This window comes from Streptomyces sp. NBC_00775 (genome assembly GCF_036347135.1).
Classification (GTDB): domain Bacteria; phylum Actinomycetota; class Actinomycetes; order Streptomycetales; family Streptomycetaceae; genus Streptomyces; species Streptomyces lutosisoli.
This window is the reverse complement of the sequence record NZ_CP108938.1, coordinates 5,615,539-5,629,304: the sequence shown is the minus strand read 5'-3', so window position 1 is coordinate 5,629,304 and position 13,766 is coordinate 5,615,539. Positions and strand designations below refer to the sequence as shown.

11 protein-coding genes are annotated in these 13,766 nt (G+C 70.9%); 3 read left to right on the top strand and 8 right to left on the bottom strand.

The window, feature by feature from the left end:
* Positions 1-75: 75 nt before the first annotated feature.
* Together OIC96_RS25085 and OIC96_RS25080 are read left to right on the top strand one after the other, a co-directional pair.
* Positions 76-465 carry a hypothetical protein gene (locus tag OIC96_RS25085; RefSeq protein ID WP_330305684.1) on the top strand — a complete coding sequence of 130 codons (390 nt, stop codon included), beginning with the start codon at positions 76-78 and terminating at the stop codon, positions 463-465.
* A 5-nt stretch (positions 466-470) separates the two neighbouring features.
* Positions 471-1,289 (top strand): hypothetical protein, encoded by an 819-nt coding sequence (locus tag OIC96_RS25080; protein WP_330305685.1) that lies wholly within the window; start codon positions 471-473, stop codon positions 1,287-1,289.
* A gap of 9 nt (positions 1,290-1,298) precedes the next feature.
* Here the strand turns inward: OIC96_RS25080 and OIC96_RS25075 are convergent, their stop codons facing one another.
* The 8 genes from OIC96_RS25075 to OIC96_RS25040 form a co-directional block, all read right to left on the bottom strand.
* Positions 1,299-3,311: a beta-galactosidase gene (locus OIC96_RS25075; RefSeq protein ID WP_330305686.1), complete on the bottom strand. Its 2,013-nt coding sequence runs from the start codon at positions 3,309-3,311 to the stop codon at positions 1,299-1,301.
* Positions 3,308-4,621: a glycoside hydrolase family 36 protein gene (locus OIC96_RS25070; RefSeq protein WP_330305687.1), complete on the bottom strand. Its 1,314-nt coding sequence runs from the start codon at positions 4,619-4,621 to the stop codon at positions 3,308-3,310. The genes OIC96_RS25075 and OIC96_RS25070 overlap by 4 nt, the downstream gene beginning before the upstream one ends.
* Positions 4,622-4,648: 27 nt before the next feature.
* Positions 4,649-5,539 (bottom strand): carbohydrate ABC transporter permease, encoded by an 891-nt coding sequence (locus tag OIC96_RS25065; RefSeq protein WP_330305688.1) that lies wholly within the window; start codon positions 5,537-5,539, stop codon positions 4,649-4,651.
* Positions 5,536-6,516: a carbohydrate ABC transporter permease gene (locus OIC96_RS25060; protein ID WP_330310182.1), complete on the bottom strand. Its 981-nt coding sequence runs from the start codon at positions 6,514-6,516 to the stop codon at positions 5,536-5,538. Before OIC96_RS25060 ends, OIC96_RS25065 begins: the two co-directional genes overlap by 4 nt.
* Positions 6,517-6,524: 8 nt before the next feature.
* On the bottom strand, positions 6,525-7,838 hold the full coding sequence (locus tag OIC96_RS25055) for an ABC transporter substrate-binding protein (RefSeq protein ID WP_330305689.1): 1,314 nt from the start codon (positions 7,836-7,838) through the stop codon (positions 6,525-6,527).
* A gap of 215 nt (positions 7,839-8,053) precedes the next feature.
* On the bottom strand, positions 8,054-9,895 hold the full coding sequence (locus OIC96_RS25050; RefSeq protein WP_330305690.1) for a copper resistance CopC/CopD family protein: 1,842 nt from the start codon (positions 9,893-9,895) through the stop codon (positions 8,054-8,056).
* 112 nt (positions 9,896-10,007) lie between these two features.
* Positions 10,008-10,628, bottom strand: a complete 621-nt coding sequence (locus OIC96_RS25045; protein ID WP_330305691.1) for a GNAT family N-acetyltransferase — start codon at positions 10,626-10,628, stop codon at positions 10,008-10,010.
* Positions 10,618-12,765, bottom strand: coding sequence for a penicillin acylase family protein (locus OIC96_RS25040; protein WP_330305692.1), 2,148 nt, complete (start codon positions 12,763-12,765; stop codon positions 10,618-10,620). Before OIC96_RS25040 ends, OIC96_RS25045 begins: the two co-directional genes overlap by 11 nt.
* Positions 12,766-12,910: 145 nt before the next feature.
* Here OIC96_RS25040 and OIC96_RS25035 point away from each other — a divergent pair, with 145 nt between their 5' ends.
* Positions 12,911-13,495: an HhH-GPD-type base excision DNA repair protein gene (locus OIC96_RS25035; RefSeq protein WP_330305693.1), complete on the top strand. Its 585-nt coding sequence runs from the start codon at positions 12,911-12,913 to the stop codon at positions 13,493-13,495.
* Positions 13,496-13,766 lie beyond the last annotated feature (271 nt).

Genomic DNA, 13,766 nt, shown 5'->3' with positions numbered 1-13,766 from the left:
TCAGTCATCCTTCATTACACTAATCTGATCTCACGTCAGAGGGCAGTGATTCTCCGGACTTTCAGGGAGTCTGCGGTGGGGGACGGGACGCAAGCGCGCAGGCTCTACGAGAATGCCGTCGAATACCTGTGCCGCAATGTCGACGCGGTACGCGAGCTGATCGGCCCCGCGCTCTGGGAGGCACCCTTCGCGGTCGTCCGGGACGGCGACCCGTCCACCGCCGCGTGGCGGGACGCGGTGCGCGCGCTGCACAACGCGGTCGAGGCGGCCGGGATCCCCGGCGGGATCGGCCTGAGCATCACGATGGGCTCTAGCGTATGGCCGTCCGGGCCCACCCCGCGGTCGGTCGGCTGGGTCTGCCCCACGGGCCGTTGTGGCCGGGTGGACCTGCGCGAAGGGGCGACGGGCCCGGAGACTCCGGCGTGTGCCCTGGTCGATCGGCCGATGCGTCTCGTGGACGGCTGAGGGCCGTGGGGCTGCTCGTCGAACTCCAGAAGCGCATACCCGACGGCTGGTTTCTGCGCCGGCTGCTGCCCGCCGTGCTGTTCGTCGTGGTGGCGATCGTGGGGGGCGGGCAGCTCGGACAGCGCCACTGGGACGATCTCGGGCTCGCCCGCGAACGGATCGCCGGTGCGCTGCGGTGGAGCGGCGGCATGTCCGGGGACGGCGTCGCGTCCCTCGTGCTCGTCGCGGTGGCGGCGGTGGGAGCCGCGTTCGCGGTGCCCTTCGCCGGGGGCGCGATCGGCGCGCTGGCGTCGGGGGCCTGGCCCTGGTGGCTGATGCCGCTGGGCCGCCGGCTGACCGCGTGGCGGGTACGGCGCTGGGCGCCTCCCGAGGAGACCGGGCGGCGGGCCGTCCGCGCACGCGCCGCCGGACGGCAGCTGCGCGCCGACCGGCTCGACGCGCGCAGGGCCCGTACCGGGCCGGCCGAGCCCGGCTCCCCGACCTGGTCGGGCGACCGGTTCCGCGCCACCGAGGCGCACGTCAGAGCCGAGACGGGAACCGATGTCGCGAGCGAGTGGACCAGGCTGCTCCTCGCGCTGCCGGACGCCCCCCGTGCCGCGCTGAGCGAGGCCCGGGACGCCTACGACGCGGCGTGCGAGGCGCTCGCCTGGAGCCTCGCGTTCACGGTCCTCGGTGCCTGGTGGTGGCCGGCGGCGCCCCTCGGCGTCGTGGTCGGGCTGGCGTCCTGGCGGTCACTGCGCGGGGCGGTGGGGGCCCTGTGCCGCACCACCGAAGCGGTCTTCGCCATGTGGCACACCAGCCCGCCTCCACCGCCACAGCCGTGACCGCCCCGGTCAGCTCCCGTGCGGCTCCCGTACCACGGCCGTCCCACCCGGCGGAACCGTCACCGACCCCAAAGCGGGCTTACCGGTGAGGAGTTCCGTCGCGTCGGCGGCGACCGGCACCTCAGCGCCCTGGCCGCCGTGGTCGATCAGGAAGAGGTAGTCGGCGTGCGGCCCCCGGCGGCGGACCGCCTCGATGCCGAGTGGGGTGGTCGCGACCGGCTCGACGCCCGCCTCCTCGCGGATCCGGGTCAGCAGGGCGCCCAGTGTGGCCGGATCCGGGCGGGTGGCCAGGTACCAGGCGGTGCCCGCGCCGTATGTGTGCCGGGTGACCGCCGGAACGCCCGTCAGCGGGCCCTCCGTGTACGAGGTCACCGCCCGCGCGCCCGCGAGACGCACCCGCTCCGACCACAGCGTGGCCGTGCCGCCCCCGCTCAGGCCCACCGTCTCGTCGGCCAGCAGCGGGAACAGTTCGTCGGACCGTACGCCGAGGACCTCCCGGAACGCGCCCGGGTAACCGCCCAGCCGCACATGGCAGTTCTCGTCCACCGCCCCGCTGTGGAAGCCGACGGCGAGCGTGCCGCCGCGTTCGGCGAAGGCGGCCAGGTTCGCCGCGCCTGCGTCGTCCACCAGGTACAGGCTCGGCGCCAGGACCAGGCGGTACGCGCTCAGGTCCGCTTCGGGGCGTACGAAGTCCACGGCCACGCCCGCGCGCCACAGCGGCTCGTACCAGTCACGGACCAGGTCCTGGAAGCGGAGTTCGCCGCTCGGCTGGGAGGGCAGTTCCACGGCCCAGCGGGCGTTCCAGTCCCAGACGATGGCGACGGACGCCGTGCCCGTGCTGCCGCGCACCTCCGCCAGGGCCTTCAGGTCCTGGCCCAGTGCGACGACGTCCTGCCAGATGCGGCTGTCCGTCCCCGCGTGCGGCAGCATCGCCGAGTGCCACTGCTCGGCGCCCGCCTTGGCCGCCCGCCACTGGAAGTAGGCGATGCCGTCCGCGCCGTGCGCCACATGCGCGAGGGCGTTGCGGCGCAGCTCCCCCGGCCCCTTGGCGCGGTTGACGGGCTGCCAGTTCACCGCGCCCGTGGAGTGCTCCATCAGCAGCCAGGGGCCGCCCGCGAGCGAGCGCATCAGGTCGCCGCTCAGCGCGATGTCGATCTCCGACTCGGGGTCGGCGGACATCAGATAGTGGTCGTTGGAGACGACGTCCAGCTCGGGCGCCCAGCGCCAGTAGTCCAGCGCGTCGAAGTTGTCCATCACCATGAAGTTGGTGGTGGCGGGCGTCGCCGGGGCCGCCCGGCGCAGTACGTCCCGCTCGGCGACGTACAGCGACAGCAGTTCGTCCGAGCAGAAGCGGCGCCAGTCCAGCTGGTGGGTCGGGTTGGGGACGGCTCCGGTGGCGCGGGGCGGCAGGATCTCGTCCCAGTCGTAGTACCACTGGCTCCAGAAGGTGGTGCCCCAGGCGTGGTTGAGCTCCGCCAGGTCGTCGGAGTACCGGGCCCGGAGCCAGCCGCGGAAGGCCGCCGCGCTCGTGTCGCAGTAGCACTCCGCGTTGTGGCAGCCGTACTCGTTGTGGACGTGCCACATCGCCACCGCCGGGTGGCCGGCGTACCGCTCGGCGAGGGCGCCCGCGATGCGCAGGGCGGCCTCGCGGTAGGCGGGGCTGCTCGGGCAGAAGGTCTGCCGGCTGCCGTACGAGAGGGTGCGGCCGTCGCGGTCCACGGGCAGCGCCTCGGGGTGCGCGCGGAAGAACCACGCCGGGGGCGCTGCCGTGGGGGTGGCCAGGTCGGCCGCGATGCCGTTCTCGTGCAGCAGGTCGAGCAGGCGGTCCATGCGGGCGAAGTCGTACACGCCCTCGGACGGTTCGAGCAGGGCCCACGCGAAGATGCCCACGCTGACCATGGTCACGCCGGCCTCGCGCATCAGGCGCATGTCCTCGGCCCAGACGTCCTCGGGCCACTGCTCGGGGTTGTAGTCGCCGCCGTACGCGATACCGGGCACGGACAGAGTGCGGATGCCGCTCATCGGGTAACTCCCCCCAGCAGACGTCGAGTTGTGGTCACGCCCCACTCGTCCAGCGACAGCAGCCGGTCGCTGGACGCCATCAGGCCGCCGGTGGCCTCCACATGCGCCGCCCAGCGTTCGCGGGTCTCCACGGCGGGGCGGGCCATCAGGCAGTCGGGGTCGTTGACCCAGAGACGGCCGTGCTGCCACTGGCGTCCGACGCCGGTGAACTCGGCGGCGTCCTGGCCGGGCTGGGAGTAGTCGTCGGCCTCGGAGCGGCGGTGCGGAGCCGTGTCGGGGCTGACGCGCATCGCGTCGAACAGGCCGATGGAGGGGAGGACCGGCGCACCGCAGCCCAGCAGATAGGCGTCCGGGCCGATCGCCTCGCGGATCAGGGCGATACCGGAGCGGTACGCCGTGAGGGCGTCGGTTCCGTCGTGCCGTACGCCGTCCAGGGCGCCCGCGTAGAGGAAGTCGACCTTGAAGTAGTCGTAGCCCTCGGCGCGCAGGGTGGTGAAGACCTCGGTCAGGTAGGCCGCCGCGGCCGGGTGCGTGGTGTCCAGGACGTACAGGTCGTGGCCCCAGTTGCGGCCCGCGTGCAGGGGCGTGCCGTCGAGGGACCGGACGAGCCAGTCGGGGTGGGCCGTGGCGAGTTCGCTGCCCGGGTCGACCAGGAACGGCGCCGTCCAGATGCCCGCCCTGCGGCCCCGCGCGCGGATGGTGTCGGCGATGCCGGAGCGGGAGCGGAAGCGGCCGGAGAGGGTGAGCCAGTCGCCGAGGGCGCGCTGGTAGCCGTCGTCGATCTGGACGACGTCGATGGGGAGGTCGAGGGTGTCCATCGCACGGAGGTTCTCGTGGATGTCGTCCTCGGTGACGGCGGTGAAGTACTCGTACCAGGAGCACCAGACGGTGGGCGCCGGCCGCGGGGCGGCGAGGCCGAGGCCGTCCGCCCAGTCCGCCAGCAGGGACTGGATGTCGGTGCCGGTCAGCGACTTCACCGGCCCGTCGGCGCTGATCTCCGCCCGGTCACCCCGTATCTCCAGCCGGATGGACGGCACGGACCGCAGCGGCTCGGCCGCCGCCCACAGCCGGACCGGCGAGCCGTCGCCGGGGTCGAGCGCCAGCAGGCCCTCACCCTGGAAGGTGCCGTGGGGGACGGTGACGCCTGGCCGGTAGCAGACGGTCGCCCAGTTGTCGTTGGTCGGCCGGTACGGCGTCGCGTCGAGGGCGTAGGCGCCGCTGGGGCTCCAGGACTGCCAGCCCTCCTCGTAGACCCTGGCCCTGCGCGGGTCCACGGGCACGGAGTCGAGCGGAGTGAAGGGGTGGGGCACGGTGGTTCTCTTTCAAGTACGAGGGCGTCAGCCCTTGTTGGCGCCCAGCGTGAGACCGCCGACGAACTGGCGCTGGAGCGCGAAGTACACGGTCAGCGTCGGGATCGCGGTGAGCAGGGCGCCGGCGGCGACCAGGTTGGGGTCGGTGAAGTACTGGCCGGAGAGGTTGTTCAGGGCCGAGGTGATCGGCATGTTCTCGCCGGTGGAGATCAGCACGATGGCCCAGAAGAAGTCGTTGTAGATCCAGATGGACAGCAGGGTCGCCAGGGCCGCGATCGCGGGCTTGCACAGCGGCAGCACGATCTGCCAGTACAGCCGCCACACCGAGGCGCCGTCGACGAGCGCGGCCTCGGTCAGCTCGTGCGGCAGCGAGCGCATGTAGTTGCTCAGCACGAAGGCGCAGAACCCGGACTGGAACGCCACGTGGATGAGGACCAGGCCGAGCGCGGAGTCGTACAGCTTGCCGCTGACGGTGATCCCGGGCAGGTCGATCAGCAGGTACAGGCGGTACAGCGGGGTGATGATGACCTGCTGCGGGAGCAGGTTGCCGGCCGTGAACACCAGCAGCAGGAAGAGGTTGACGCGGAAGTCGAAGCGGCTGACGTAGAACGCGACGCACGACGACAGGAACAGCGTCAGCAGCACGGCCGGGATCGCGATCAGCAGCGTGTTGCCGAAGTAGTGGAGCATGTCGGACTGCTGGAACGCGTTGGTGAAGTTGTCGAAGCTCAGCTTGTCGGGCCACGAGACGTAGCCCTTCTCGCTGGTCTCGCCGTACGGCCGCAGGGCGGCGAACAGGGCCCACAGCAGCGGGCCGAGCCAGGCCAGTGACGTGAGGACGAGGAACACGTGCAGCAGGACCCGGGCCGGGCGGACGGGGGTGCGCTGCTTGCCGAGCGCGGCGGTGGGGGTGCTCATGCGCGCCGCTCCTTCCGGAAGGTGGCCACCAGGTACGGGATGATCACGACGAGCGAGATCACGAGCAGGACGACGGCGATGGCCGATCCGTACCCGATGCGGCTGGACTCGCCGATGATGTTGTTGGTGACCAGGATCGAGAGCAGCTCGGTGCCCTGGGCGCCCTTGTTGAAGACGAACACCAGGTCGAAGGCGCGCAGCGACTCGATGATCGTGACGACCAGGACGACCGTGTTGGTGGGGCGCAGGGTCGGGAAGACGACGTTCTTGAACGTCTGCCACTCGTTGGCGCCGTCCAGCGCGGAGGCCTCGCGCAGGGCCGGGTCGACACCCTTCAGACCGGCCAGGTAGAGGATCATCATGTAGCCGGTGTGCCGCCAGGAGGCGGCGACCAGGATGGCCCAGAGGTTGAGGTTCGGGTCGCCGATCCAGTCGATGTAGTGGCCGGGCTTGTTGGCGCCGATGAGGCTGTTGATCAGGCCCGTGTCGGGGTTGTAGACGAGCTGCCAGACGAAGCCGATGACGGCCATCGACACGACGACCGGCAGGAAGAACGCGGTCTGGTAGACCCGGCTGAACCGGATCTTCTTGTCCAGCTGCACGGCCAGGAACAGGCCGATCGGGGTCGGGATCAAAATCAGCACAACGAACCAGATGACGTTGTGCTGGACGGCGGGCCAGAACTGCGGGTTGCTGCTGAACAGCTCCTTGAAGTTCTGCAGCCCGACCCACTTGATCGAGCCGAAGCCGATGCCGTCCCAGGTGGTGAAGGCCAGGGCGATCGAGGCGAGGGCCGTGAACCAGACGAGGATCACGTGCAGGACCGTGGGCACGCCGGCCATCAGGCCGAGCGTGATCCGGTCACGGCGGGTCAGCAGACGCTTGTGGCCCTGCGGAACCCGCTTCTTGGGGGACGCGGCGCCCGGAGGCGGCACGGCGGCCGCCTCCGGGGACTTCGTCGTCGTATCGATGTTCATGTCGCTGCTCATGAGGACGCGAAGATCGTCTTCTTCTGGCGCTCGATCGACGTCAGCAGACTGTCGATGCCCTTGGGGTCGCGGACGAACTTCTGCAGCGCGGGCTGCATCACCGTCGAGGTGAAGTCGGGCCGGCTGTCGCGGTCCATGTACTGCGTGAGGTTCTTGGCGCCGCTGATCATCTCGTACGCGCGCTTCTGCAGGGCGCTGTACGAGGAGGTGTCGGCCTTGGTGGACGCGGCGACGACGTTCGGGTCGGACTTCAGGTAGATCTGCTCGGCGGCCGGGGTGCCCAGGTACTCCAGGAGCTTCAGGGCCCCCGCCTGGTTCTTCGGGCTCTTGCTGAGCATGAACCCGTCGGTCGGCGCCTCGACGGTCTCCTGGCCGTAGGTGGGGTCGATCTCCGGGAAGGCGAAAAAGTCGAGGTCCTCGCGGTCGGCAGCGTTGGTGAACTGCTGGCCCACGAAGGAGCCCAGCAGATACATGCCGGCCTTCTTGGACACCAGGGTCTGGGCGGCGTCCTGCCAGGTGCGGCCGACGGCGCCGTCCTGGTGGTAGGGGAGGATCTCGGCCCAGTTGTCGAAGGCGGCGCGGGTGCGCTTGTCGGTCCAGGAGGCCTTGCCCGCCATCAGCTCGACATGGAAGTCGTAGCCGTTGGTACGGAAGTTGATCTGGTCGAAGGTGCCGAGCGCGGGCCAGGCGTCCTTGTCGCCGAAGGCGATCGGGACCAGGTTGTCCTTCTTCATCTGCTTGCACAGCGCGATGAACGCGGACCACGTGGTGGGGACTTCGTACCCGTACTTCTTGAAGACGCTCTTCCGGTAGAAGACCGCCCAGGGGTACGTGTACAGCGGCACGAAGTAGTACTTGCCGTCCTCACCCTTGCTGAGCTTCTTCATCGCCTCGGGGAAGTTGCCCCCGATCTTCTCCCACACGTCGTCGATCGGGGTGGCGAGCTTCTTGGCCGCGAAGAACTGCATGCGGTAGCCGGCGAACCAGTTGAACACGTCGTCGGGCGTGCCCTGGAGGTAGGAGTTGATCTGCTCCTGGAAGGTGTTGTGGTCCTTCGTGTTCACATCGACCGTGATGCCGGACTGCTTCTTGTAGGCCGCGTAGATGTCGGCGAAGGCCTTCTTCGGCACGGCGTCCGACGCGTTGGAGCCGACGGTGACGGTCTTCGGGTCACTGGCCGCCGTGCTGCCGCCACAGGCGCTGAGCAGGGGTATTCCCGCCGCGAGCGCGGCCGCGCCGCCGACGCCGCGCAGCACGCTGCGACGGCTCGGGCCGGGGACGGAGAGACCGGAAGGGGAGAGGTGGTGCATGACGGCTCCTCGAAGACGTGCGTCCGGTCGCGGGGGAGAGCGGGGTTGAGCCAGATCGAAATCGACCAGAAATCAACTTGACCGAACATCGTGTGGCGCAATAACAGTCGTATGTCCTGTCATACGTCAAGAGTTGTCGGCGGCCTTTGTTGAAACGTGATGGACACGACGAAGATCAATTCCGGTGACATACGGGCCGGGAGGGCGGCGAGCCGTCAGCCGACCCTCACGTTCTTCGAGACCGTGACCTGATCGATGTCGGTGGTGCGCACCGTGACCTTCATGGTCCAGGTACCGGCCAGCGGGAGCGTGAGGGCGTCCGTCCCCCAGTAGCCGCCCTTGTCGGTGAGCCCGGCGTCGATCGGGCCGACCTGCTGCGCGGCCAGCGTGAAGGTGAGCCGCAGCTCGGGGACGGTCGCGATGCCCCCGTCGGGCCCGAGGATCACGGCCTGCACGGAGTTCTCGCCCACCCGCCCGGGCGACAGCTCGATCTGCACCTTGCCGTGCCCGCCCGGCGTACCGACGTCGAAGGGAACCAGCGACGTCGACGACGTGGGCCGGTCCGCGGCCACGGCGGAAGCGGCCGCCTCGGTGGCCGCCCGCCCCGGCTGGGTCCCGGTCAGCACGGTGGTGATCACCAGGACGACGATGCCCACGGTGACCTCGGCGAGCACGGAGCGGCGCAGACCCCGCCGGTACGTGGCGGCCTGATCGGCGCGGGACGCGGCTTCCGGTCGTACGTCATCGGGGGCGGCGTCAGGTCGTACGTCGTCGGAGGCGCCCGCGTCCGTGGCCGCCGGCCCCCCGACGGGCACAGCCACCCGTTCCACGGCGGCGGGAGCGAGAAGTGCGGCCTCCGTCACCGCCAGCCGCGCCGTCCAGCGCCGCGAATACGCCGCCCCCGCCAGCAGGAGCAGCACCGCGCACAGCTTGGCGAGCAGGATCCTGCCGTACGACGTCGAGGTCAGGGCGTCCCAGGAGCCGAGGCCGCGCCAGGACTGGTAGACGCCGGTGCCGGCGAGGACGGCGACCGAGGCGAGGGCGAGCCGGGAGAAGCGGGTGACGACGGCCGTGGAGAGGGGCTCGGCCGGGCGGTAGAGCGCGGTGAGCAGGGCGGTCAGGCCGCCGAGCCAGAGGGCCATGGCTAGCAGGTGGAGCACGGAGGAGACCATCGCGGCGGGGACCTGGATCCCGGCGGACGCGTGCTCGGCGGCGGCCCAAGTGACCGCGAGACCGAGGGCGAGCGCCCCGCCGAGGACGAGTGCACCCCGCGCCCGCCCCCGTTCCCGTACGCGAACGCGCTCGGGAAGGAAGGCGGCCACCCCCAGCAGCACCAGCCGGGCCACCAGAGCCACCCCTGGCCGGCTCGTCAGCGTCTCGCGCAGGGCGGCCGGGTCGAAGGCCGCGGTGACGCCTGTGCCGCGCTCGTAGGGGCCGCGCAGGAGCAGCAGCGCGAGCGTGGACAGCAGCAGGGTCCACCAGCCGGTCAGCAGCAGGCGCCGCACGCTCCCCTGGAAGCCGCAGGCCAGGACGAAGCCGGCCGCGCCGATGAGCAGGGCGAGGCCGCCGTACGCGACATAGCGGGCGATGTCGTAGAGCGTGGCGGAGGCGGTGTCCCCGGCGGGCGCGGAGGGCAGGGCGACGGAGGTCGCGGAGGGTTTGCCGATGGAGAAGGTGAAGGCGCCGGAGACGGGGTGACTGTCCGCCGAGACGACCCGCCAGGCCACCGTGAACGTGCCGGTGCCGAGGCCGCGCGGCAGGGTCACGCGGGCGGTGTCGGAACGGCCGCCCGCGTGGCCGGGCGCGCCCGTGTGGACGCGCCGGTTCTCCGGGGTGAGCACGCGGAAAGAGTCGTCGAGGAGCCCGACGGACTCGCTGAACGTCAGCGTGATCTGCCGGGGCGCGGACTTCAGCACACTGCCGTCCTGCGGATCGGTGCCCGTCAGCGCGGCATGCGCGGACGCGCCGCTCACCCCGCCGAACAGAACCAGCACCAGGACGCCCGCCAGCAGCGCCAGGCCCCGGACCACGCCCCGCCGCTCCCGCTGTCCGCTCACACGCCACTCCGCATCCGCGTTTCCAGAGTCCCGGTTACGTACGGACGCGAACGGCGCGCTGCTCACCCACAGGCGAGGAACCCTCCTCAAAGGCCTTCGTCAAAGGATCTCCTCAACGACCTTCCTGAAAAGCCTTCCGGGTGAGGAAGGCGAGCCGGGCGCGCTTCTCGGGGAGGTAGACCTCGGGCAGGTCGATCTCGGGCAGCACGATCTCCTCCGCCGGGACGAAACCCTGCCGGGTCAGCCGGTCGATCGCCTTCACGTTGCGCGCGTCGGGTTCGACCACGACCCGCTGCCGGTCGAGGCCGGTCAGCAGATACGTGGTGAACGCGGTCAGCAGGGTCGACGACCAGCCCGGCCGGCCACCGCCGGGTCCCGCGGGCCCGATCAGCAGATGCATACCGATGTCACCGGACTCGACGTCGTAGCACTCGCTGACCCGGTCGGCCTCGGGCTCGTACGTCTGGAAGAGCGCGGCGGGTTCGCCGTCCTTGACCGCGAGGAAGGCGTGATGGGTGTCGAGCGAGTCCAGATGGACATACGTTTCGAGCACCTGCTCCTTCGTGAGCCCGTTCATCCCCCAGAACCTGGCCCGCTCCTGCGCGACCCACCCGTGGATGACATCGAGATCGGCATGCGGATCGACCGTCACGACACGAACGGTGCCGAACCCGTCGAGCACCTGCTCGTGTACGGCTTCGCGGCCCAGGGCGTACGCGTTCTCAGTCCTCATGGCTCTCCTGCCCCTCCTGACTCTCATGGCTCTGCTTGGTCAGCGTGTTCCAGTCGGTGGTCACCGGGACGAGATCTCCCTTGAGCCACAAGGGGAGTTGGTCACGGTGGTGGCCCGACCCCGGGACGCCGTCCGCACCGAACGGAACCACCCACAGACTGTTCTGCCGGTCGGCGAGATCCCAGACGTAACGGGCGGCCGGGCCACGCGCGCTCAGATCGGTGAGACCGGGCACCGCCGAGGTGCACAGCACACAGTCGTGGTCGCCGGACAGCCCCGGTTCGTCGTACGACGTGTCGGTGAGCGCACGCCAGGGCGCGAGCCGGTGGGTGTCGCCCCACGTACCCGGCGCCGGGGCGGCGGCCACCTCCTCGACGGCCGCGCGGACGATCGCGTCGCGGTCGATGCCGTACAACTCCTCGGCCTTCAGCAGGTTTTCGAGGGCGAAACCGACGCGCGAGGTGAGGGCGAGCCACGGAAGAAAAATCTCCGGATACGCGGACGGACCGGCCGGATCGGCCAGCACGGCCAGCGCAGCCAGCGCGGGCTGCGCCACGAGCCGCCGTACGACCGCACCGCGCACCGCCGCGTACACCGCCGCCTCGGCACTGCCGGCCTCCATCCGCCGGTCCCAGCCGAGGAGTTGCTCCCGAAGCGCGACCGCACCGAGGCTGAACTCCTCCCGCGCAAGGGCACCCAGCCGGTCCAACAGGGCGGCGGCCGAGGCGAGATGGGTGTCCATGTGGATGGCGGGCATGTCCTGCGCCGACCAGTGCTTCGCCGCGCCGAGAAGCTGCCGGATGCGCGAGGCGCGGTGCGGCGGGGCGAACTCGACGCCGAGCGGGGCGGCGGGCCCGCGCTGGTTGGCCATCACGGCGACGCCGTCCTCGAAGGAGCCGTACGGCATCTCGTGCCAGCCCTGCCACTCCCGCCCGGGCTCCCAGGCAGCCACCACCCGCGTCCGGTTGTCGGCGCTCCGCACCGGGACCCGCCCGGCGACACGGTGCAGCAGCCCGCCCTCGGTGTCGGCGGCCTGGACGACGTTGACGGGCTCGGCCCAGCGGTCGAACGCCCGGTCCACGTCGGCGACCCGGCGGGCGCGCAGCAGCGGGAGGAGGGCGCTGAAGCCGAGGTCCTCGGTGACGCGCGGCGGATACCGGAGGCTGATGGACTCCTCGGCCCCCGCTCCACCGATGACCACGGGCCCCCGCCCCGTCTCGATCACCTCGACCTCGACGGACTCGCTCCCGGCGACATGAATGGTCTCCAGATGCCGGTCCGCGGTCCGCCAGGCCCCGTCGGGATCAAGCACTTCAAGCACATCGGCCGCCTCGACGGACGAACCGTCACCGGGATGCCCGGCGGCCCACCGCAGGCGCTCGCGGTACAGGTCCTGGTAGTCGGCCATCGCGTTGGTGATGGCCCAGGCGACGGTTCCGGTGTGGGCGAAGTGGGCGATGCCCGGGACGCCGGGGACGGCGAGGCCGACGACGTCGAACTCCGGGCAGGAGAGGCGTATCTGCTGATAGACGCCGGGATCCTCGATGAACCGATGGGGATCACCGGCGATGACGGCCCGCCCGGTGACGCTGCGCCCGCCGCTCACCAGCCACCCGTTGCTCCCCGAGGTGCCGGGCCCGTCCATGGCGAACAGCTGGACCGCGTCCGCCCCCAGCAGCCGTACGACCTCCTCGCGCCAGAGCTTGGCGGGGAACCCGGCGAAGAGGATGTGCGTGCCGAGCCAGACACCGAGGGGGCTCCAGGGCTCCCAGCGCCCGGGGGCGAGCCCGGTCGCCGCGAACTCCGGTGCGCGCCGGGCGCCCTCGGCGAGCCCCTCATTGACCCCGGCCACATAGGAGACAACCCACGCGGCGGTCTCGGGATCCCGTTTCTCCAGGGCCGCGAAACAGCGTCTTGCGGTGTCGTCGAGCCGGGCCTGCCGGGCGAACCGGTCCCAGGCGACGGCGTCGGCGCCGAGGAAGGCGGCCGAGGTGCCCTGCGAGCGGTGCCGTTCGACCTCCAGCTGCCAGGCCCGGTCCACGGCGGTGGTACGGCCCTGCGCGTGGGCGAGTTCCTGTGCGCTGTGCGCGCGCAGGTGGGGGATGCCCCAGGCGTCACGGTAGATCTCGACGGTCACGATCCATCCCCACTCGTCTCAGGTTAGGCCAGGTTAGGCTAACCTAACTCCCATTGGGGCGAAATCGTACGCGAGCGGTGAAGACCGCGCGGGCCGGGGTCTTCACCGCCCTGCACCCCGCCCGCGTCCGGGGGATCATCGGTCCATGGACGTCACTCTTCACCTCGCCCAGCAGCCGGAAGCCGACGAACTGCTCGGCCGCAGCGCGCTCGCCGCCCTCGTCGGCATGCTGCTGGACCAGCAGGTTCCGATGGAGTGGGCCTTCGCGGGGCCGTACACGATCGCGCAACGGCTGGGTACGGACGATCTCGACGCGCACGAGATCGCCGCGTACGACCCGGAGAAGTTCGCCGCGTTGCTGTCCGCCAAGCCGGCCGTGCACCGCTATCCCGGTTCGATGGCCAAGAGGATCCAGCAGCTGTGCCAGTACCTCGTGGAGCACTACGCCGGAGACCCCACCGCTGTCTGGAACGACGCCAAGACCGGCGCCGAACTCCTCCAACGCCTCAAGGACCTTCCCGGCTTCGGCCCCCAGAAGGCCCAGATCTTCCTCGCCCTCCTCGGCAAACAACTGGGCGTACGTCCCAAGGGCTGGCGCGAGTCCGCGGGTCCCTACGGGGAGCCCAAGTCCTTCCGCTCCGTGGCCGACATCACCGGCCCCGACTCCCTCGCCAAGGTCCGCGCCCACAAACAAGAACTGAAAGCCACCGCCAAGGCCTCCGGCAAGTAAGACCCCGGGTTCCTCGCCCCCGCCGCCCCTACCCGTCCCATCCTCCAGGGGCTCCGCCCCTTCGACCCCGGGGGTTGTGTGTCGACTGCGGGTCCGTGCGGGCTGGGCGCGCAGTTCCCCGCGCCCCTAAAAACACGACCCCAGGAACCGTTCGCCACACGGACCGGCACCCACACCCTGCGACGCACAGGCCCAGCCGGCACGCACCCGCAGCCGACGAAGCGCAGACCCCGCCCACCCCCACCCGCTACGACGGCGGCGCAGTTGGCAA